General features: G+C 67.9%; 18 protein-coding genes. 7 read left to right on the top strand and 11 right to left on the bottom strand.

What is annotated here, in order from left to right:
* Positions 1–8: 8 nt before the first annotated feature.
* Positions 9–1,109 carry a hypothetical protein gene (locus tag LXT13_RS14930; protein ID WP_233372746.1) on the bottom strand — a complete coding sequence of 367 codons (1,101 nt, stop codon included), beginning with the start codon at positions 1,107–1,109 and terminating at the stop codon, positions 9–11.
* A 263-nt stretch (positions 1,110–1,372) separates the two neighbouring features.
* Between LXT13_RS14930 and LXT13_RS14925 the strand changes: the two genes are divergently transcribed.
* Positions 1,373–2,431 (top strand): pirin family protein, encoded by a 1,059-nt coding sequence (locus tag LXT13_RS14925; RefSeq protein WP_233372745.1) that lies wholly within the window; start codon positions 1,373–1,375, stop codon positions 2,429–2,431.
* A 4-nt stretch (positions 2,432–2,435) separates the two neighbouring features.
* Here the strand turns inward: LXT13_RS14925 and argC are convergent, their stop codons facing one another.
* Positions 2,436–3,383, bottom strand: coding sequence for an N-acetyl-gamma-glutamyl-phosphate reductase (gene argC, locus LXT13_RS14920; RefSeq protein ID WP_233372744.1), 948 nt, complete (start codon positions 3,381–3,383; stop codon positions 2,436–2,438).
* An 84-nt stretch (positions 3,384–3,467) separates the two neighbouring features.
* Here argC and LXT13_RS14915 point away from each other — a divergent pair, with 84 nt between their 5' ends.
* On the top strand, positions 3,468–4,010 hold the full coding sequence (locus LXT13_RS14915) for an RBBP9/YdeN family alpha/beta hydrolase (RefSeq protein ID WP_255719477.1): 543 nt from the start codon (positions 3,468–3,470) through the stop codon (positions 4,008–4,010).
* Positions 4,011–4,026: 16 nt separating this feature from the next.
* Positions 4,027–4,926, top strand: a complete 900-nt coding sequence (locus LXT13_RS14910) for a ParB/RepB/Spo0J family partition protein (protein WP_233372743.1) — start codon at positions 4,027–4,029, stop codon at positions 4,924–4,926.
* A gap of 24 nt (positions 4,927–4,950) precedes the next feature.
* Here the strand turns inward: LXT13_RS14910 and LXT13_RS28815 are convergent, their stop codons facing one another.
* Positions 4,951–5,910, bottom strand: a complete 960-nt coding sequence (locus tag LXT13_RS28815) for a PEP-CTERM sorting domain-containing protein (protein WP_233372742.1) — start codon at positions 5,908–5,910, stop codon at positions 4,951–4,953.
* Positions 5,911–6,458: 548 nt separating this feature from the next.
* Between LXT13_RS28815 and LXT13_RS14900 the strand changes: the two genes are divergently transcribed.
* The 3 genes from LXT13_RS14900 to LXT13_RS14890 all read left to right on the top strand — a co-directional run bounded on the left by LXT13_RS14900 (position 6,459) and on the right by LXT13_RS14890 (position 11,404).
* The gene (locus LXT13_RS14900) at positions 6,459–8,381 is read left to right on the top strand and encodes a PrkA family serine protein kinase (RefSeq protein ID WP_233372741.1); all 1,923 of its coding nucleotides are present in this window, start codon (positions 6,459–6,461) and stop codon (positions 8,379–8,381) included.
* 16 nt (positions 8,382–8,397) lie between these two features.
* The gene (locus LXT13_RS14895) at positions 8,398–9,678 is read left to right on the top strand and encodes a YeaH/YhbH family protein (RefSeq protein WP_233372740.1); all 1,281 of its coding nucleotides are present in this window, start codon (positions 8,398–8,400) and stop codon (positions 9,676–9,678) included.
* A gap of 181 nt (positions 9,679–9,859) precedes the next feature.
* The gene (locus LXT13_RS14890; RefSeq protein WP_419964678.1) at positions 9,860–11,404 is read left to right on the top strand and encodes a SpoVR family protein; all 1,545 of its coding nucleotides are present in this window, start codon (positions 9,860–9,862) and stop codon (positions 11,402–11,404) included.
* Positions 11,405–11,414: 10 nt separating this feature from the next.
* Here the strand turns inward: LXT13_RS14890 and sugE are convergent, their stop codons facing one another.
* The 6 genes from sugE to LXT13_RS14865 form a co-directional block, all read right to left on the bottom strand.
* Positions 11,415–11,729, bottom strand: a complete 315-nt coding sequence (gene sugE / locus LXT13_RS14885; protein ID WP_233372739.1) for a quaternary ammonium compound efflux SMR transporter SugE — start codon at positions 11,727–11,729, stop codon at positions 11,415–11,417.
* Positions 11,730–11,985: 256 nt separating this feature from the next.
* A complete protein-coding gene (locus tag LXT13_RS29105) occupies positions 11,986–12,354 on the bottom strand; it encodes a GFA family protein (RefSeq protein ID WP_474100263.1) in 369 nt (122 codons plus the stop codon).
* 125 nt (positions 12,355–12,479) lie between these two features.
* Positions 12,480–12,881, bottom strand: coding sequence for a hypothetical protein (locus LXT13_RS14880; RefSeq protein ID WP_233372738.1), 402 nt, complete (start codon positions 12,879–12,881; stop codon positions 12,480–12,482).
* Positions 12,882–12,995: 114 nt separating this feature from the next.
* Positions 12,996–13,709: an ArsR/SmtB family transcription factor gene (locus tag LXT13_RS14875; protein ID WP_233372737.1), complete on the bottom strand. Its 714-nt coding sequence runs from the start codon at positions 13,707–13,709 to the stop codon at positions 12,996–12,998.
* The gene (locus LXT13_RS14870) at positions 13,706–14,029 is read right to left on the bottom strand and encodes an antibiotic biosynthesis monooxygenase family protein (RefSeq protein ID WP_233372736.1); all 324 of its coding nucleotides are present in this window, start codon (positions 14,027–14,029) and stop codon (positions 13,706–13,708) included. The genes LXT13_RS14875 and LXT13_RS14870 overlap by 4 nt, the downstream gene beginning before the upstream one ends.
* On the bottom strand, positions 14,026–14,337 hold the full coding sequence (locus tag LXT13_RS14865; protein WP_233372735.1) for an NIPSNAP family protein: 312 nt from the start codon (positions 14,335–14,337) through the stop codon (positions 14,026–14,028). Before LXT13_RS14865 ends, LXT13_RS14870 begins: the two co-directional genes overlap by 4 nt.
* Positions 14,338–14,545: 208 nt before the next feature.
* Here LXT13_RS14865 and LXT13_RS14860 point away from each other — a divergent pair, with 208 nt between their 5' ends.
* The gene (locus LXT13_RS14860; RefSeq protein WP_233372734.1) at positions 14,546–16,117 is read left to right on the top strand and encodes a methyl-accepting chemotaxis protein; all 1,572 of its coding nucleotides are present in this window, start codon (positions 14,546–14,548) and stop codon (positions 16,115–16,117) included.
* An 18-nt stretch (positions 16,118–16,135) separates the two neighbouring features.
* On the opposite strand, the gene bla is transcribed toward LXT13_RS14860, so the two are convergent.
* Both bla and LXT13_RS14850 read right to left on the bottom strand, forming a co-directional pair.
* Positions 16,136–17,005, bottom strand: a complete 870-nt coding sequence (gene bla, locus LXT13_RS14855) for a class A beta-lactamase (protein ID WP_233372733.1) — start codon at positions 17,003–17,005, stop codon at positions 16,136–16,138.
* A 61-nt stretch (positions 17,006–17,066) separates the two neighbouring features.
* Positions 17,067–18,002, bottom strand: coding sequence for an alpha/beta hydrolase (locus LXT13_RS14850; protein WP_233372732.1), 936 nt, complete (start codon positions 18,000–18,002; stop codon positions 17,067–17,069).
* Positions 18,003–18,037 lie beyond the last annotated feature (35 nt).

The following is an 18,037-nucleotide window of genomic DNA, read 5'->3' as shown; positions in this document are numbered from 1 at the left end:
GGGTCAGGTCAGGGCAGGGGAAGGTCGTGGTGCAGCACCAGCTCGCGCCAGTCCAGGTGCTCGTCCAGCAGCAGCTGCACGGCCCGCAACACTACGGGGGCGAGCCGGATGGCGTCCGGCAACGGCTCGGCCGCACGCAGCGCGTCGAGCTCGCGCTGCAACGCGCGCAGCGCCCGCGCCTGCCGCCTCGAGCCGGCCGCCAGGCGCCGGCTCTCGCCGTGGGCCAGGATGCCGTGCAGCGCGCTCGCCAGCGCCGGCAATCCGGTGGCCAGCAGCACCAGCACCGGCAGGTGCACGACCAGATGCAGGCCCACCGCCGCGGCCGTCAACATGAACAACCCCGTCCCGAGCCGGTGCACTCGATGGGCAAACGCCGCCTCCCGCGCGGCGACGCCATCGTGATAGGCCGCCTGCCGCTGCAACTCCTGCGCGACAAACCCGGCATAGGCACCGCGCCGGCCGGCGTCGTCCAGCGCCCTGAAGAGCTCGCGCCACGCGGGAAGCGACTGCAGGCTGCGGCACTGCGCGGCGACATCCGCCAAGCCCTCCTGTGACACGGCGGCGGCATCGTGGGGCAGGCCGTCCTGCGGGCCCAGCAGGCGCAGGTACCAGTTGTCGTCGCCGTCGGGTCGCTGGGCGGCGAACGGCGCGAGCAGCGGCAGATAGCGCAGCTGCTCGGCAACGGCGCGCTCCCGCACCCACCGATCACGCCAGCCGCGCGAGTTGCCGCGCCGGTACAACGCAATGATGGCCAGGATCAGCACGAACTCCGTGACGCCAGCGGCCACCGCCACCGGCTCATGCAGCGCATGATGGGCCGGCACGGACAGAGGCAGCACCGCCAGCAGCACGGCCACCGCGCTGAGGGCATAACTCAACCAGAACGCGCTTCGATAGCGGTTGGCCGCAGCCACCGCCGCCTGGTCATGGGCGGCAAACCTCGGGGCCAGCGCCTGCGCCAGCGGCGCTAGGAACCCGGGGAGCGGCGAGGGTGCAACGGCAGTTGCCGCCGGCGTCTTGGCCAGGGCCATCACCGCGCGGCGCAGCAGCCGGTGAGGCAGTCCCGTGTCGATCCCCGCGCGCGCCAGACGGGCAGTCAGCGGGCTCACACCGGCAGGCCGCTCGCCCTGTACTCGTGCTGTCGTCAAGCCCCCTCCCCGATGCCGTCAGTCGTTGTTGCCGTCCCCACGCCCGGGGGCTCGTCCCAGTCTAGGACGGGGCTGCACGGGTGGCCGGCGAGCCGGCGTGAGAAACAGCACGCCGCCACCGACTCGCTTCACACACCTCCCGAGGCCCGTCTGCTGCAACGGCCACCGACTCCGGGTTAGGGTGTCGCCCTCGCCCGCCTTTCGCGGGCCGACCGGACGCCACCATGCCCACCGCCGCCCTGCTCTCCGTCACACCCCTCGGCTTTCCGTGGGAGACGATCGACCCTTTCCTCTTCTGCGTCCACCATGACGACGCCTACCCGCCTGGCAATGGCCGTCATGGCCCCGACGCGGCGCTGCTGCGCGGCCGGCAGATCGGCTCGGACTTCTCGCGCCGCGACGGCTGGAGCATGTACCACGGCCAGCAGGTGCCGGGCTTTCCGGCGCATCCGCACCGCGGCTTCGAGACGGTGACCATCGTGCGCCAGGGACGCATCGACCATTCGGACTCGCTGGGCGCCGGCGCCCGCTTCGGCGGCGGCGACGTGCAGTGGCTGACGGCCGGCCAGGGCATCGTGCACGCCGAGATGTTCCCGCTGCTGCGCACCGACCGGCCCAACCCGCTGGAGCTGTTCCAGATCTGGCTCAACCTGCCGGCCGCCAGCAAGATGGTGGCGCCGCACTTCACGATGTTCTGGTCGCAGGACATCCCGCGTCACCGCTTCACCGACGACGCCGGCCGCGAGACCGAGGTGGTCTGCATCGCCGGCGCGCTGCCCGTGCCCGGCGACACACTGAAACCACTGGCCCCGCCGCCGGATTCGTGGGCGTCGCGAGCCGCGTCGGACGTTGCGATGTGGACACTGCGCCTCGCGCCCGGCGCGCGCTGGGTGCTGCCGCCGGCCACCGGCGACGGCACGCGGCGCAAGCTGTACTTCTTCGCCGGCCGCCAGCTCGAGGTGGACGGCCAGCCGGTGCCGGTGCAGTCGGCGATGGAACTGCGCGCCGGCGCCACCGTCACGCTGGTCAACGGCGAGGAGCCCGCCGAACTGCTGATGCTGCAGGGCCGCCCGATCGGCGAGCCGGTGGCCCAGTACGGGCCGTTCGTCATGAACACCGAGCAGGAGCTGCGGCAGGCCTTCGAGGACTACCGCCGCACCGAGTTCGGCGGCTGGCCGTGGCCGGACGCGGCGCCCGTCCACGGGGACGGTCAGGACCGCTTCGCCCGCCACGCCGACGGCCGCGAGGAGCGGCACCCGGCGCAGGACACGCCGGCCGGCTGACGCGTCAGACCAGGCCCAGCGTCTCCTCGACGCCCAGATGCACGTTCATGCTCTGCACCGCCGCGCCGCTGGCGCCCTTGCCGAGGTTGTCCAGCCGGCTCATGACGAGCACCTGCGTGTCGGACGCGAACACGAACAGGTCCACGCGGTTCGTGTCGTTGCAGGCCTGCACGTCAAAGAAGCCGGCCTCCAGCGTGGCGGCGTCGCGCAGCGGCATGACGCGGATGAAGCGCTCGCCGTCGTAGTGGGCTGCCAGCGCCGCCTGAACCTGCTCCGGCGTGGTGCCGGCCTTCAGCTGGCTCAGCTGCAGCGGCACGCTGACCGCGAGGCCCTTGTAGAAGTTGGCGACGATGGGCTGGAACACCGGCGGCGCGGACAGGCCGGTGTGCGCCTGCATCTCAGGCAGATGCTTGTGCTTGAGGCCCAGGCTATAGGGGCGCGGTGCGCTCAGATGGGCAGGCAACGGCTGCTGCTCGTACTCGGCGATCATGCTCTTGCCACCGCCGGAATAGCCGGTGATGGACGTGGCGCTGACGGCCGCATCGCGCGGCAGCAGGCCAGCGTCCACCAGCGGCCGCACGGCCAGGATGAAGGCGCTGGCGTGGCAGCCCGGGTTGGCGATGCGCTTGCTGGCCTGGATGGCGCCGCGCTGGCCGCGAGCCAGCTCCGGCAGGCCGAACACCCAGCCCGGCGCCGTGCGGTGCGCCGTGCTGGCGTCGATGAGGCAGGTGTTGGGGTTGTTGACCATGAAGGCCGCCTCGCGCGAGGCGGCGTCCGGCAGGCACAGGAAGGCCACGTCGGCGGCGTTCAGCAGGCGCGAGCGCTCGGCCGGGTCCTTGCGCTTGTCGGCGTCGATCTTCAGCACCTCGATGTCGCCGCGCGCGGCGAGGTACTCGTGGATGCGCAAGCCCGTGGTGCCTTCCTGGCCGTCAACAAACACCTTGAACGTCATGCCTGATCTCCATGGGCGGGAATAATGGAATCCACGATTGTCGTCCGCCCGGATGACATCGGATGCAACCCCTCGATCAACCCCATGCAGCGACTCATCCTTCCCGGCTGGATGGACTCCGACGCCGACCATTGGCAAAGCCGCTGGCAGCGCCTGTACGGCTATGCCAAGGTCGAGCAGGCCGACTGGCAATGGCCGCGCCGCGGCGACTGGATGGCGCGGCTGGACGAGGTGCTGCTCGCGCTGGACGACCCGGCGCCGGTGCTGCTCGTCGCGCACAGCCTGGGCTGCCAGCTGGTCGCCGCCTGGGCCGAGCACTCGCGGCACACGGCCCGCGTGCACGGGACGCTGCTGGTCGCGCCGCCCGACACCGAGCACGACGCCATGCCGCCACAGCTGCACAACTGGCGGCCGATCCGCCGCGGGCGGCTGCCGTTCAAGGCCACGGCCGTGCTCAGCAGCGACGACCCCTACTGCGCGCTGGCCCGCGGCGCCGAGATGGCCGGGCAATGGGGTGCGACCGTCGTGATGGCCGGCCCGCGTGGCCACCTGAACAGCGCTTCCGGCCTGGGCGACTGGCCCGAGGGCCATGCGCTGCTGGACGACCTGGCCGCGCCCGGCCCCTGACCGACAATCCGCGACCATGGCAACGAAGAAACCCAAAGGCCTCGGCCTCGGCCTGGAAGCCCTGCTGGGCCCCAAGGTCAGCGACCAGCCCGCCGCCGAGCGCGACGGCACACCCAGCACGCTGAAGCTGGAGCAGCTGCAGGCCGGCAAGTACCAGCCGCGCACGCGCATGGACGAGGGCTCGCTGTACGAACTGGCCGAGTCCATCAAGTCGCAGGGCATCATGCAGCCGATCCTCGTGCGGCCAATCACGCCGCAGGGCGCCGTAGCCTACGAGATCATTGCCGGCGAGCGCCGCTTCCGCGCGGCCCGGCTGGCCGGCCTGCGCGAAGTGCCGGTGCTCGTGAAGTCCGTGCCCGACGAGTCGGCCGCCGCCATGGCGCTGATCGAGAACATCCAGCGCGAGGACCTGAACCCCCTCGAAGAAGCCCAGGGCCTCAAGCGGCTGACCGACGAGTTCGGTCTGACGCACGAGCAGGCCGCGCAGGCCGTGGGCCGTTCGCGCAGCGCTGCCAGCAACCTGCTGCGCCTGCTGAACCTGGCTACGCCGGTGCAGAACATGCTGATGGCGGGCGACCTGGACATGGGCCATGCCCGCGCGCTGCTCCCGCTGGACGGCGCGCTGCAGATCACGACGGCCAGCGAGATCGCGGCCAAGAAGCTCAGCGTGCGCGAGGCCGAGAAGCTCGTCGCGAAGAACCAGGGCGCCGCGCGTCAGGCGCCGCTGCTGCGCGTGAAGAGCGACAAGAGCCGCGACGTGCTGCGTCTGGAAGAAGAGCTGGCCGACGCTCTCGGCGCCACAGTCGAGGTGCGCATCAAGAAGCGAACGAAGCGCGGCCAGAGCGGCGAGCTGGCCATTCAGTTCGACTCGCTGGACGCGCTGGACGGCATCCTGCAACGCCTGCGGGGCGCTTGACGCCCCGCTGTCCGTCGCCGCGGATCAGGCTTGGCGACGGCGGCGCAGCACGCCCGCGATGAGGCCCAGGCCGGCCAGACCCATCCAGGCGGTGGCGGGCTCAGGGACGGCTGCGGCCAGGCCCAGGTACTGATAGCCGCTGGCCGAGCTGAAGCCCTGCGGCGCCACCAGGCCCAGGTAATCCGAATGGCTGGCGTCGCTGGTCAGCGTGCAGCTGCCCATGTGGAAGCAGCGGGCCATGTTGTAGACCGTGTAAGACAGGTGGACTTCCACGCCGGTGGGCACTTCCAGCGACAGCACCTCGGTGCCGGTGTAGCGGCCGTTGGTGGCCTCGCCGTTCGTATAGGTGCCGTCCGGGCCACCCAAGGCCACTTCGCGGAACTGCTCGTTGGAGGCCGACTTCTCGACGGTGAGGAACTGCTGCGTCTCCGCCGGGCAGAACATGCCTTCACCACTGCCCGTGCAGCTGGCGTTGGGATCGAAAACCGGGTTGGCCACCTCATACGACAGCGTCATCTGGCGGAACGACAACACCTGCTGGAAGTGCGACACCTCGCCTTCGCGCGGGAAAGCGCTGAAGCCCAGGCCGCTGATCGCCGTGTCGTAGCTCAGCCGGAACTCGGCCGTCGCCGTGGAGCCTGTGGCGTTGAAGACCAGCACGTCGCTGACCTCCAGTCGCGAGTACGCCTCAGCGATGTCGACGGGGCGGCCGCCCGAGCTGATGTTGACGCTGGCGATGGACTTGAACACGCCGGTGCGGGCATCGGCCCAGGCGTTGACCATTGCCGACACGCCATCCGACTGCACCATCAGCGGCCCACCGGTGCTCAGCACGCCTGAGGTCTGCACGTCGGGATACAGGTAGTTGTAGACGCCGGTGTTCAGGTTCTCGGCTGTAACACCGAACGCAAAGGACACGTCGGCCTGCGCGGCCGTGGCCACACCCATGCTGCATGCCAGCAGCGCGAAACGAACAAACTTCACAGCTCTCCCTTGAGGCTCATCTTTGCAAGGCCGCGGTTGTAGTGGCCGCGATCGTTGCGGTCATCCCGGAGATCAGGGGTTTGTGGTGCCGCAGCCTGCGAATCCGGGCTCGACGTCCAAGAGATCGGGGACACGGGCACCAGCACGGGCCCGCCCGATGCAATGCGGCGACGGCTGACAGCGCGTCCGCCTGCTGCGGCTCAACACTCCGCTCAGGACCGCAACCCTGCTTCACGCACCGCGCGCCCAGCAGGAGCGCACAAGCCCCCCTGTTTCGTGTGGTTTGACCAACAGGTACCAGGTCTTGCCTACTCCTCGGGCGTATGCTGGACTGGCACCCTGTCAACGAAAGACCGAGCTGGTTTGTTGGTGGGCAGACGGCAGCTTATTCTTGCGATGAGGTGGCTGTCGGCCGTAGCAAGCTGACAGTGCGACGACGGAGAGTTCTGATGACGCCTTGCAGTTGAGGCGCGATCAGAACCCCCCAGCTGACCATGGGCACGGATCGTGCTCACGGCCCTGTGGAGTTCAAACCGCAGGAGATCGGCATGGACGTCATCAGTCACTTTGCAGCTCGCTACGAGCGCACCAAGGTCGAGGAGCTCTCGCTGGAGGAGTACCTCGCCGAATGCAAGAGGAACCCCCTCGCCTACGCCACCGCCGCCGAGCGCATGCTGCAGGCCATCGGCGAGCCGCAGATGCTCGACACGCGCAACGACCCACGGCTGTCGCGCCTCTTTGCGAACAAGACGATCAAGATCTACCCGGCCTTCGCCGAGTTCTACGGGCTGGAAGAAGCCATCGAGCAGGTGGTGTCCTATTTCAGGCACGCTGCGCAAGGGCTGGAGGAAAAGAAGCAGATCCTCTACCTGCTGGGCCCGGTGGGCGGCGGCAAGAGCTCCATCGCCGAGCGGCTCAAGCAGCTGATGGAACATGTGCCGTTCTATGCCATTGCCGGCTCGCCGGTGAACGAAAGCCCGCTGGGCCTGTTCGACCCCGCCGAGGACGGCCCGCTGCTGGAGCGTGACTACGGCATCCCGCGCCGCTACCTGAACCGCATCCTGTCGCCGTGGGCCGTCAAGCGGCTCGACGAGTTCGGCGGCGACATCCGCAAGTTCAAGGTCGTCAAGCGCTACCCCAGCGTGCTCAAGCAGCTGGGCGTGGCCAAGACCGAGCCGGGTGACGAGAACAACCAGGACATCTCCAGCCTGGTGGGCAAGGTCGACATCCGCAAGCTCGAGACCTTCGCGCAGGACGACCCCGATGCCTACAGCTACTCCGGCGGCCTGTGCCTGGCCAACCAGGGGCTGCTGGAGTTCGTCGAGATGTTCAAGGCGCCGATCAAGGTGCTGCATCCGCTGCTGACGGCGACGCAGGAAGGCAACTACAAGGGCACCGAAGGCTTCGGCGCGATTCCCTTCGACGGCATCGTGCTGGCCCACAGCAACGAGAGCGAGTGGAAGACCTTCCGCAACAACAAGAACAACGAGGCCTTCCTCGACCGCGTCTACATCGTCAAGGTGCCTTACTGCCTGCGCGTCAGCGAGGAGATCAAGATCTACGAGAAGCTCATCCGTGGCTCGTCGCTGGCCGAGGCCAAGTGCGCGCCGGGCACGTTGAAGATGATGAGCCAGTTCGCCGTGCTGACGCGGCTGAAGGAGCCCGAGAACTCGTCGCTGTTCAGCAAGATGCAGATCTACGACGGCGAGAACCTGAAGGACACCGATCCGCGCGCGAAGAGCTACCAGGAGTACCGCGACTACGCCGGCGTCGACGAGGGCATGAGCGGCATCAGCACGCGCTTCGCCTACAAGATCCTGTCCAAGGTCTTCAACTTCGACAGCGCCGAGGTCGCCGCCAATCCGGTGCACCTGATGTACGTGCTGGAGCAGCAGATCGAGCGCGAGCAGTTCCCCAAGGAGCTGGAAGAGAAGTACGTCGGCTTCATCAAGGAGCAGTTGAGCCCGCGCTACGCCGAGTTCATCGGCAAGGAAATCCAGACCGCCTACCTGGAAAGTTATTCCGAGTACGGCCAAAACATCTTCGACCGCTACGTGACGTACGCCGATTACTGGATCCAGGATCAGGAGTACCGCGACACCGACACCGGCGAGGTCTTCGACCGCTCAGCGCTGAACGCCGAGCTGGAGAAGATCGAGAAGCCGGCGGGCATTTCAAACCCCAAAGACTTCCGCAACGAAATCGTCAACTTCGTGCTGCGGGCCCGCGCCAACAACGCCGGCAAGAACCCGCTGTGGACCAGCTACGAGAAGCTGCGCACCGTCATCGAGAAGAAGATGTTCTCCAACACCGAGGAGCTGCTGCCCGTCATCAGCTTCAACGCCAAGGCCAGCGCCGAGGACGCCAAGAAGCACGAGAACTTTGTGCAACGCATGGTGGACAAGGGCTACACGGCCAAGCAGGTACGGCTGTTGTGCGAGTGGTACCTGCGCGTGAGGAAGAGCAGCTGAGAAAGCGAGTCGCCTGATGTCGCTACAGCAAATCATCGATAGACGGCTGTCGGGCAAGAACAAGTCCATCGGCAACCGAGAGCGCTTCCTGCGCCGGCACAAGGAGCAGATCCGCGAGGCGGTCAAGCGCGCCGTGGACGGTCGTGGCATCCGCGACATCGAGCGCGGCGAGGACGTGCACATCCCGAAGAAGGACCTGAACGAGCCCGTCTTCGGCCATGGCGATGGCGGCGTCCGCGAGGTCGTGCGGCCGGGCAACCAGGAGTACGTCAAGGGCGACCGCATCGCCAAACCCAAGGGTGGACAAGGCGGGGGCGGTGGCGGCGGCCAGGCGAGCGACCAGGGCGAAGGAGAGGACGACTTCGTCTTCCACCTGAGCAAGGAAGAGTTCATGCAGGTCTTCTTCGACGACCTGGCCTTGCCCAACCTGGCCCGCACCACGCTGGCCGACACGCCCGAATGGAAGACGCAGCGCGCCGGCTTCTCGTCGGACGGCACGCCGACGAACCTGCACGTCGTGCGTTCGATGCGCGGCGCGCTGGGCCGCCGCATCGCGCTGGGCATGGACAAGCGCCGCGAGCTGCACGAGCTTGAAGCCCGCGAGCAGGAGCTGCTGAAGGAAGACCGCCCTGAGACCCCCCGCCTGCTGGCAGAGACCCGCGAGCGCATCGCCCACCTGCGCTCGCGGCTGGACGCCATCCCCTTCCTCGACCCGATCGACCTGCGCTTCCGCTCCCGCGTGCGCATCCCCGTCCCGACGACACGCGCGGTGATGTTCTGCCTGATGGACGTGTCCGGCTCTATGGACGAAGCGCGCAAGGACCTCGCCAAGCGCTTCTTCATCCTGCTCTACCTGTTCCTCACAAGGCACTACGAGAAGATTGACGTGGTCTTCATCCGCCACCACACCCAGGCGCAGGAGGTGGACGAGCAGAACTTCTTCCACGCCACCGAGACCGGCGGCACGGTGGTCTCCAGCGCGCTCGTGTTGATGGAGCAGATCATCAAGGAGCGCTACTCGCCGACCGAGTGGAACATCTACGGCGCCCAGGCCAGCGACGGCGACAACTGGCACCACGACAGCGGCCGCTGCCGCGAGATCCTGGCCGACAAGATCCTGCCGCTGTGCCGTTACTTCGCCTACGTGCAGGTGGCCGAGCCCGAGCAGAACCTGTGGGAGGAGTACGTGAAGCTCGCCGAGGACGTACCGCACTTCGCGATGCGCAAGGCCGTCGAAGCCTCGCAGATCTACCCCGTCTTCCGCGATCTGTTCAAAAAGGAAGGGGCAACGGCATGAGGTCCGAGCGCCGGGCCGTGCCCAAGCCGGCCGTTCGCTGGCATGGCTCGTCCTCTGGACGAACCCTGTCCGCGCTCCCCCCCTCGGGGGACCGGCCGACGTACTCATCGGACGAGGGGCACACATGAGCACCAAGGAAGACCGCCGCCAGCCCGGGCGCGTCGCCAAGCCGCCGCCTGGCATGCCCGAGCGCCGCCAGCGCGACCCGCTGCGGCGCATGGTGCCGCTGGCGCAACGCCCGAACCAGCCGCTGCCCTCGCCCAACGACTGGACCTTCGAGCTCATCGAGAACTACCACGCCGTCATCAAGCAGACGGCCGAACGCTTCGGCCTCGACACCTACGCCAACCAGCTCGAAGTCATCACCGCCGAGCAGATGATGGACGCCTACGCCAGCGTCGGCATGCCGGTGAACTACCGGCACTGGAGCTACGGCAAGGAGTTCATCGCCACCGAGCGCAGCTACAAGCGCGGCCAGATGGGGCTGGCCTACGAGATCGTCATCAACTCCGACCCCTGCATCGCCTACCTGATGGAGGAGAACACGCTGGCCATGCAGGCGCTGGTCATCGCGCACGCCTGCTACGGCCATAACTCCTTCTTCAAGGGCAACTACCTGTTCCGCATGTGGACGGATGCGTCGTCCATCATCGACTACCTCGTGTTTGCCAAGAACTTCGTCGCCGAATGCGAGGAGCGCCATGGGCTGGACGCCGTCGAGTCGCTGCTCGACAGCTGCCATGCGCTGATGAACCACGGCGTGGACCGCTACCGTCGGCCGGCCAAGCTGTCACTCGCCGAGGAGCGCGCCCGGCTGAAGGACCGCGAGCAGTACGCGCAATTGCAGGTCAACGACCTCTGGCGCACGCTGCCGCGCAAGCCCGACCGCCCGGACGAAGCCGCCGAGAGCCGCCGCTTCCCCGAGGAGCCGCAGGAGAACCTGCTGTACTTCATCGAGAAGAACGCGCCGCTGCTGGAGCCCTGGCAGCGCGAGATCGTCCGCATCGTCCGCAAGATCGCACAGTACTTCTACCCGCAGCGGCAGACGCAGGTCATGAACGAAGGTTGGGCCACGTTCTGGCACCACCGGCTGCTCAACCAGATGTACGACGACGGCTACCTGAGCGACGGCATGATGATCGAGTGGCTCAAGAGCCATACCAACGTCGTCTACCAGCACCCGGGCGCCAACCTGAACCCCTATGCGCTCGGCTTCGCGATGTACACCGACATCAAGCGCATCTGCGAGAACCCGACCGACGAAGACCGCGACTGGTTCCCCGACATCGCCGGCAGCGACTGGCTGCCGACGCTCGACCACGCGATGCGCAACTTCAAGGACGAGAGCTTCATCGGCCAGTACCTGAGCCCGAAGATCATGCGCGACTTCCGGCTCTTCTCCATCCTCGACGACGAGTCCAAGAGCGAGTACGAGATCTCCGCCATCCACGATGAGACCGGCTACCGCCACCTGCGCCAGGCGCTATCCCGCCAGTACGACCTGTCCACCCGCGAGCCCAACATCCAGGTCTGGAACGTGAACCTGCGCGGCGACCGGTCACTGACGCTGCGCCACATCCAGCACCTCAACCGCCCGCTGCACGACAACGCGCAGGAGGTGCTCAAGCACGTCGGCCGGCTGTGGGGCTTTGGCGTGCAACTGGAAAGCGTCAACAGCCGCGGCGAGGTGACACGGCGCTGGAACGTGCCGGCCCAGCACCTCTGAGGCCTGGGGCTCAGGACGCGAGCTTGAGCCCCACGATGCCTGCCACGATCAGCCCCAGGCTGACCAGCCGGCCCACGGTCGCCGCCTCGCCGAACAGCACCATGCCCAGCGCGGCGGTGCCCACCGCACCCACGCCCACCCACACCGCGTAAGCCGTGCCCACGGGCAGCGACTTCATAGCCACGCCCAGCAGGCTCACGCTGAGCACCATGGCCGCCACCGTCGCAACAGTGGGCAGCGGGCGCGTGAAGCCCTCGGTGTACTTCAGGCCGACGGCCCAGCCGACTTCGAGCAAACCGGCAATGACGAGCAGAAGCCAGGGCATGGGCGCGAGTTCAGAGTCAACAACGGCTTGGATTTTGTCCAACTTGCTCTCGGTCCGGTCCGGTCTGGTGGTGTGGGGCTCGCGAGTTGCCATTGACCGTACAACAGCCATGTGCGCCATCGCGAAGTGACTCAGCGAGGCGCGGCCACACGGCCCGTTACTGCACCGTCACGCACATGAAGTTCAACGTTGAAACACGGCGGCGAGCAGCGGCTTGCCGACGCGAGTCAGGTCGATAGACTGGTTCGGCCCCGAATTACTGCGGCTCATCCAAGAACTTCCAGGTGTCGGCCCCGTCGATCCTGCGCACTTTGACTGAGGCCATGAGTTCTGGATCGAAGTTGCCCAAATGAACGCCGTGCCTGGCGCCTGGCTTTGGATCGAGCGGCTCCCAGTGTGTGACACATCCACAAGTCCGACACCGGATGGTCCGGATTGTCCTGTCGCCTTGGATGTACTCGACGGTATTCGCCGGATGCCCTTCGATCTGGACGGTGCCGAACTCGAAATACACCCAAGGTCCCCCAACGCGACGACAGAGCGAACAGTTGCATGAGATCGCCCCTTCCGGGGTGGAAGGGAGGGTCAGTTGGATGGCGCCGCAGTGGCAAGTTCCTCGATGCATAGGTGTACCTCTTTGATTCGCGGGAGGATTGGCTGGGGTAGTTTCTTTGGGGCCAACAGTTGACATGAGGGACTTGGCCCGGCTTACCGGGACAAGCCCCATCAATGGAAGGGCTAGTCCGCACGCTAGCCCGCGGGATGCGCCTTCGCGAACACAGCCCTCAACTTCTCAGGTGCGACACCTAGCTCCTTCCTCGCAGGCGCTCGGGCCAGGACATGCTCAAGGAGCTGATGACTGAAAGCAGGAAGCGCTGCCAACTCTAGGATGACATTACCCGCCATTGATGGATCCTGATCTCGTAGCGCTGCCTCGGCGAGTGCCACAACCGTCGCCTCCGCTGGCTTGGCCCGCAGCCAATGAACGAACGCGCCATATCGCCAATGCTCCGTTCCGCCCTCCGGTGTCTCGCTTTCGTATTCCCTTTCGAACTCGCGCGCTTGCGCCTCGAAGAACGGACCGACCAGGAGCCCATGATCAAGCCATACGTCGGGAAAGCTTGCTCTTTGCGCAAACAGCGAGATTTGCATGAGGCCTAAACGCGTCCTAGAGCGACAGCCCATGCTGCATAAACAGGAGCCGCCGTCCCAAGTGTTTGATGACCAATGACTATGCCAATAAGACATCGACAAAAGCGGGCGCCTTCAGGTCTCGGGAAAAGGCACGCCTTCCCCGGCCGTCCCTGTCCAGTACCGCCGCCCCGGCGGCATGAGCTTCAACTCACGCGTGCCCGGCACTGCACGAAGCCAGCCCCTGGCCATCATGGCGTCAAGCCAGGCGACGGCCAGCGGTCCCGCGAAATGGTCGCGGCGCTCGGACCAGTCCACACAGTCGTACAGCACGCGGCCCGTCGCGGCGAAACCTTCGGGCGTCAGCGCCGCAAGCGCCTCGCGACCTGAATCGCTGATCTCATACCGCCCGTCCGGACCCATCGTCACCCAGCCCCGTAAGAGCAGCGTGTCCCGCCATTGCACGCCCAGCTCGCCGGCCAGGTGGCCATAGCAGCTGCGTGCATGGCGCAGGCCGCGCATGGCGGGGCGCTGCCAGCGGCGCAGGTCGGCAGCCGGCTCGGCATCGCGGCCGTCGGCGACGCGCAGCAGCGCTTCCAGCGCGTGCGCCACATCGCCATCCGCCAAGCCGAAGTAGCGGTGCCGGCCTTGCGGCCGCACGCGGGCCAGACCCTCGTCGACGAGCAGCTTCAGGTGGGCCGACATCGTCGCGGCCGTCACGCCCGCATGGCTCGCCAGCTCGCCCGCCGTGTGCAGCCGGCCGTCCAGCAGCCGCGCCAGCACGCGGGCCCGCGTCGGGTCGGCAATCGCCGCGGCGACGCGGGCCAGGCGCGGCTCGGAACGGGTCACCGCGGCACCTGTTCGCGGTCATGCAGGCCGTAGTCGCGCACGACCGTGGCGACGCGCAGCCGGTAGGCCGCAAACAGCCCGCCGCGGCCGGCCGCCTGGGCCTCGCGGTGCCGCTCCATCTCGCGCCAGTGGCGCACAGCGGTCTCGTCACGCCAGAAGGACAGCGACAGCAGCTTGTCGGGCCGCGCCAGGCTCTGGAAGCGCTCCACCGAGACGAAGCCGTCCACGCGGTCCAGCAGCGGTTTCAGCGCCGCAGCGTGGTCGAGGTAGGAGGCCCGGCCTTGCGGCGTGGGCTGCACTTCGAAGATGACGGCGATCATGGCCGCACATCCTCACAGAAAGTGCGCTGCTCGCGCTGGATGAAGCGCTCGCGCTGCGCGAACTCGAAGTTCGAACGGGCCTCGGGGTCGGCCTTCAGCCGGGCGCGGTAGGCCTCGTAGTCGGCCAACGAGTCGAAGCCGACCAGGCCCCAGGCCTCGAAGTTCGCGCCTTCCCATGGCAGCCAATAGCCCAGCAACCTGCCACCCAGGCGCGGAATGATGTGGCCCCAGGCCTCGGCGTAACGGCGGAAGGCCTCGCGCTGTTGGGGATCGATGTCGTAGCGGATAAAGCAGGTGATGGCGGGCATGACGATCCTCGGTGAATGAATCGTCAGTGTGGGCACCGAACGGCTGCGGATGCTTCGCCTCACAACGAATCGTCGCCGCCAGCCCAGGATTTCACGCCATCCCGCCGGGGGGCCGGCAATGCCTTGATGGCGATCAATCGCGACGTTATTAAAGTTGCCGACCATGGCGTCCGGGCCGAGGTTGCGCCCCAATTGCGAAGGATAGGACATGAAGCTGTCCCACAAGCTCACCGGCGCGTTTGTCGCGCTCACCCTGCTGACCCTCATCGTGGGCGTGGTCGGAGTCGTCAACATGGCGCGTGTGAACGCCAGCACCGAGGAGATCGCCCGCAGCTGGCTGCCCAGCGTGCGTGTGCTGGGGAACATGCGGGCCGCAGCCAACCAGATCCGCCGCGCCGAGGGCGACCACTTGCTGTCCACGACCGATGCGCAGCGCGCAGCAGCGGAAGCCCGTCTGGCCGAGGCCCGTGCGACCCTTGCCAAGCGCGAGACGGAGTACCAGCCGCTGATCACATCGCCGCAGGAACGGGCGCTCTACCAGGACTACCGCCGCTCTTTCGACACCTACATGCAAGTGCAGGAGCGGCTGCTAACCTCGTCACGCAGCGGCGAGCAGCATCAGGAGGCCAGCGCATCGTTGTTCCGCGGCGAATCGCGCCAGGCATTCGCCGCAACGATGGACCTCGTCGCCAAGCTCGTCGACCTCAATGACCGCGGCTCCGAGGTATCGGCCGACGAGGCCGCGCAGCTGTATTCGACGAGCCGCTGGGTGATGATCGGCCTGCTGCTGGCCGGCATCGCGATAGCTGCGGCGCTGGTGGCGCTGATCATGCGCGACGTGACGCGCAGCCTCGGCGGCGATCCCGCGGACGCCCAGCGACTGGCGCGCGAGGTCGCCGAAGGGCGGCTTGATGGCGAGATCATGCTGCGGCCCGGCGACACGGCCAGCCTGACTGCCGCGCTGCACGACATGCGCACGGGCCTGGCCCAGGTGGTGGGGACGGTGCGCTCGGGCGCGGAGTCTGTGGCAACCGCCAGCTCGCAGATCGCCCAGGGCAACCACGACCTGAGCCAGCGCACCGAGGAGCAGGCGGCCGCGCTGGAGGAGACCGCCGCGTCCATGGAGCAACTGGGCTCCACCGTGCAGCAGAACGCCGACAACGCCCGCCAAGCCAACCAGCTCGCGCAGAACGCCAGCCTCGTGGCGGCCAACGGCGGCGAAGTGGTGGCGCAGGTGGTGGAGACGATGAAGGGCATCAACGAGGCCTCGCGCCGCATCGCGGACATCATCGGCGTCATCGACGGCATCGCGTTCCAGACCAACATCCTGGCGCTCAATGCCGCCGTGGAGGCCGCACGCGCGGGCGAGCAGGGCCGCGGCTTCGCCGTGGTGGCGGGCGAGGTGCGCAACCTGGCCGGCCGTGCCAGTGAGGCGGCCAGGGAGATCAAGAGCCTGATCGGTACCAGCGTCGAACGCGTGGAGGTCGGCACCGCGCTGGTCGACCGTGCGGGCGAGACGATGGACGATGTCGTGCGGGCCATCCGGCGCGTGACCGACATCGTCGGCGAGATCAGCGCCGCCAGCACTGAGCAGAACTCGGGCGTCGCGCAGATCGGCCAGGCCATGTCGCAGATGGACCAGGTCACACAACAGAACGCGGCGCTCGTCGAGCAGATGGCCGCGGCGGCCACCAGCCTGAACGTGCAGGCTCAGCAGCTGGTGACGGCCGTCGCGGTGTTCCGGCTGGACGAGCGCCAGCCATCGCTGCGGCACGCCTGAGCGCGGCGGTCCGCCTAATCAGCCCCAGGCCCTGACAAGCTCGCGCATCGCGCCGGCCAGCACAGCGGCAAGCTCGTCGTCGGCCGCCCGCGACTCCGACTGCAGCGCCACCACCACCCACGGCGAGCGCCCGTCCGGCGGGAACACCACGGCCACGTCATTGACAGCGCCGCGGTAGCCGGTGCCGGTCTTGTCGATGACGCGCCACGTCGCGTCGGGCACGCCGGCGCGCAGGCGCTTGAGGCCCGTCTGGGATGTCTGCAGGTCCGCCCACAGCCGCGCCTGGCTGCTGCGGGACAGGCCGTCGCCCAGCAGCAGGTGCTGCAGCGTCTTCGCGAACGCGCGCGGCGTGCTCGTGTCGCGCGGGTCGCCGCGCTGGTTCTCGTTGAGCTCGGGCTCCCAGCGGTCCAGCCGCGTGATGTCGTCACCCTGCTCGCGAAGCCACATCGTCAGCCCCTGCGGCGAGTCGCAGCAATGGCGCAGCAGCAGATTGGCGCAGGCGTTGTCGCTGTCGACAAGGATGCCGCGCACCAGCTCGTCCAGCGACGCCCGGCCGCGCGGCAGCAGCCGGTCGAAGGTCGGCGCATGCGCCACGCGATCGCTCCTGTGCAGGCCGATCTCGTCGCCCCAGCGCCAGCGCCCGCCTTCCACGCCCTGGGCCACACGCGCGGCCAGCAGGCTCTTGAAGGTGGAGGCCATCGAGAAGCGTTCGTCGGAGCGGTGGGCCAGCGTGCGGCTGGTGCCGGTATCGAGCGCGAACAGCCCGAGCCGCCCCTGGACGCTGCGCTCCAGCGCGGCGAAGTCCGGGGAGGCGGCCGGGCGGGCAGCCGCCATCAGCGGCGAGGCGACCAGACCCGCGAGGGCGATGAGGTGGTGGCGGCGTTGCATGCGGCGCATTCTGGCGCCACCCCCACCGGGCCGGGGCGCGGGCGCGCCCCGCAAAGACGGGTCAGGACGCCTTGGGCTTGAGGAAGCCGTTCACGTCCAGCCAATGCATGAACACCGGGAACCAGCCGTTGGCCGTGTTGCCCGGGTAGCCCATGCCGAAGCCGTGGCCGCCGTTCTGGTAGAGGTGGAACTCGACCGGCTTGCCTGCGTCGAACCACGACTTCACGACGCCGAACTGCCCCTTGAACAGGAAGTCATCACTCGCAATGGCGGTGAACATCGGCGGCGCGTCCTTCGGCACCTCCACCGGGCCCATGCCGCCGTAGATTGGCGCGATGAAGGCGAGCTTCATCGTCTTGGAATGCAGCGTGCTGTGCATCGTCAGGCCGGCGCCGGCCGAGAAACCCATCATGCCCAGGCGCCGCGTGTCCACGCCCCACTCCTTGGCGCGCGACACGATCAGCGCGTAGGCCGCCTCGGCGTCGGCGAGCTGGTTGGACAGGTCGGGGAAGGCGGGCCGCGGCGCCGGCGTGCCCGTGCCCGCGCCCACATCCGCGAACATGCGGTCCATGGACTGCTTGAGGGCATCCAGCCCGTCGGGCGTCGGGATCAGCCGGTACTTCAGCACGAAGGCCGTGACGCCCTGCTCGTTGAGTGCCTTGGCCACCTTCCAACCCTCGTTGTTGATCGACAGCCAGCGGAAGCCGCCGCCAGGGGCGATCAGCACCGCCGCGCCATTGGCCTTGCCAGGTGCGGGCAGATAGGGCGTCAGCGTGGCGGTGCTGACGTTGCGCACCATAGGCTCGCCCCACTGGCGGAACCAGCTCTCGGGGGCCGGCTGGTTGGCCACGCCGCCAGTACCGAGCTTGATAGACGGCTCTTCCTTTGGCGCCTCCAGCGGATAGATGGTGCCGTCCTGCGCGAAAGCGGCGGTGGCGGCAAGGGTGAAGGCCAGCGACAGGCCGGCCGCGCGCAGGGTGGAACGCAGTGAGTTCATGGCGATGTGCTCGAAGTGGAGGGAAGGAGCCGCGA

Source organism: Pelomonas cellulosilytica, assembly GCF_021353265.1.
GTDB lineage: Bacteria > Pseudomonadota > Gammaproteobacteria > Burkholderiales > Burkholderiaceae_C > Pelomonas > Pelomonas cellulosilytica.
The sequence above is the reverse complement of the archived record's forward strand: the minus strand, read 5'-3'. Positions and strand labels throughout refer to the sequence as shown.

Excerpts from the sequence above, each read along its gene's own strand:
- LXT13_RS14850 (WP_233372732.1), bottom strand. The coding sequence starts at position 18,002 with ATGAACTCACTGCGTTCCACCCTGCGCGCGGCCGGCCTGTCGCTGGCC.
- sugE (WP_233372739.1), bottom strand. The coding sequence starts at position 11,729 with ATGCCCTGGCTTCTGCTCGTCATTGCCGGTTTGCTCGAAGTCGGCTGG.
- LXT13_RS14860 (WP_233372734.1), top strand. The coding sequence starts at position 14,546 with ATGAAGCTGTCCCACAAGCTCACCGGCGCGTTTGTCGCGCTCACCCTG.
- LXT13_RS29105 (WP_474100263.1), bottom strand. The coding sequence starts at position 12,354 with ATGCATCGAGGAACTTGCCACTGCGGCGCCATCCAACTGACCCTCCCT.
- LXT13_RS14890 (WP_419964678.1), top strand. The coding sequence starts at position 9,860 with ATGCCCGAGCGCCGCCAGCGCGACCCGCTGCGGCGCATGGTGCCGCTG.
- LXT13_RS14865 (WP_233372735.1), bottom strand. The coding sequence starts at position 14,337 with ATGCCCGCCATCACCTGCTTTATCCGCTACGACATCGATCCCCAACAG.
- argC (WP_233372744.1), bottom strand. The coding sequence starts at position 3,383 with ATGACGTTCAAGGTGTTTGTTGACGGCCAGGAAGGCACCACGGGCTTG.
- LXT13_RS14895 (WP_233372740.1), top strand. The coding sequence starts at position 8,398 with ATGTCGCTACAGCAAATCATCGATAGACGGCTGTCGGGCAAGAACAAG.
- LXT13_RS14925 (WP_233372745.1), top strand. The coding sequence starts at position 1,373 with ATGCCCACCGCCGCCCTGCTCTCCGTCACACCCCTCGGCTTTCCGTGG.
- LXT13_RS14910 (WP_233372743.1), top strand. The coding sequence starts at position 4,027 with ATGGCAACGAAGAAACCCAAAGGCCTCGGCCTCGGCCTGGAAGCCCTG.
- LXT13_RS14870 (WP_233372736.1), bottom strand. The coding sequence starts at position 14,029 with ATGATCGCCGTCATCTTCGAAGTGCAGCCCACGCCGCAAGGCCGGGCC.
- LXT13_RS14915 (WP_255719477.1), top strand. The coding sequence starts at position 3,468 with ATGCAGCGACTCATCCTTCCCGGCTGGATGGACTCCGACGCCGACCAT.
- LXT13_RS14880 (WP_233372738.1), bottom strand. The coding sequence starts at position 12,881 with ATGCAAATCTCGCTGTTTGCGCAAAGAGCAAGCTTTCCCGACGTATGG.
- bla (WP_233372733.1), bottom strand. The coding sequence starts at position 17,005 with ATGCAACGCCGCCACCACCTCATCGCCCTCGCGGGTCTGGTCGCCTCG.
- LXT13_RS14900 (WP_233372741.1), top strand. The coding sequence starts at position 6,459 with ATGGACGTCATCAGTCACTTTGCAGCTCGCTACGAGCGCACCAAGGTC.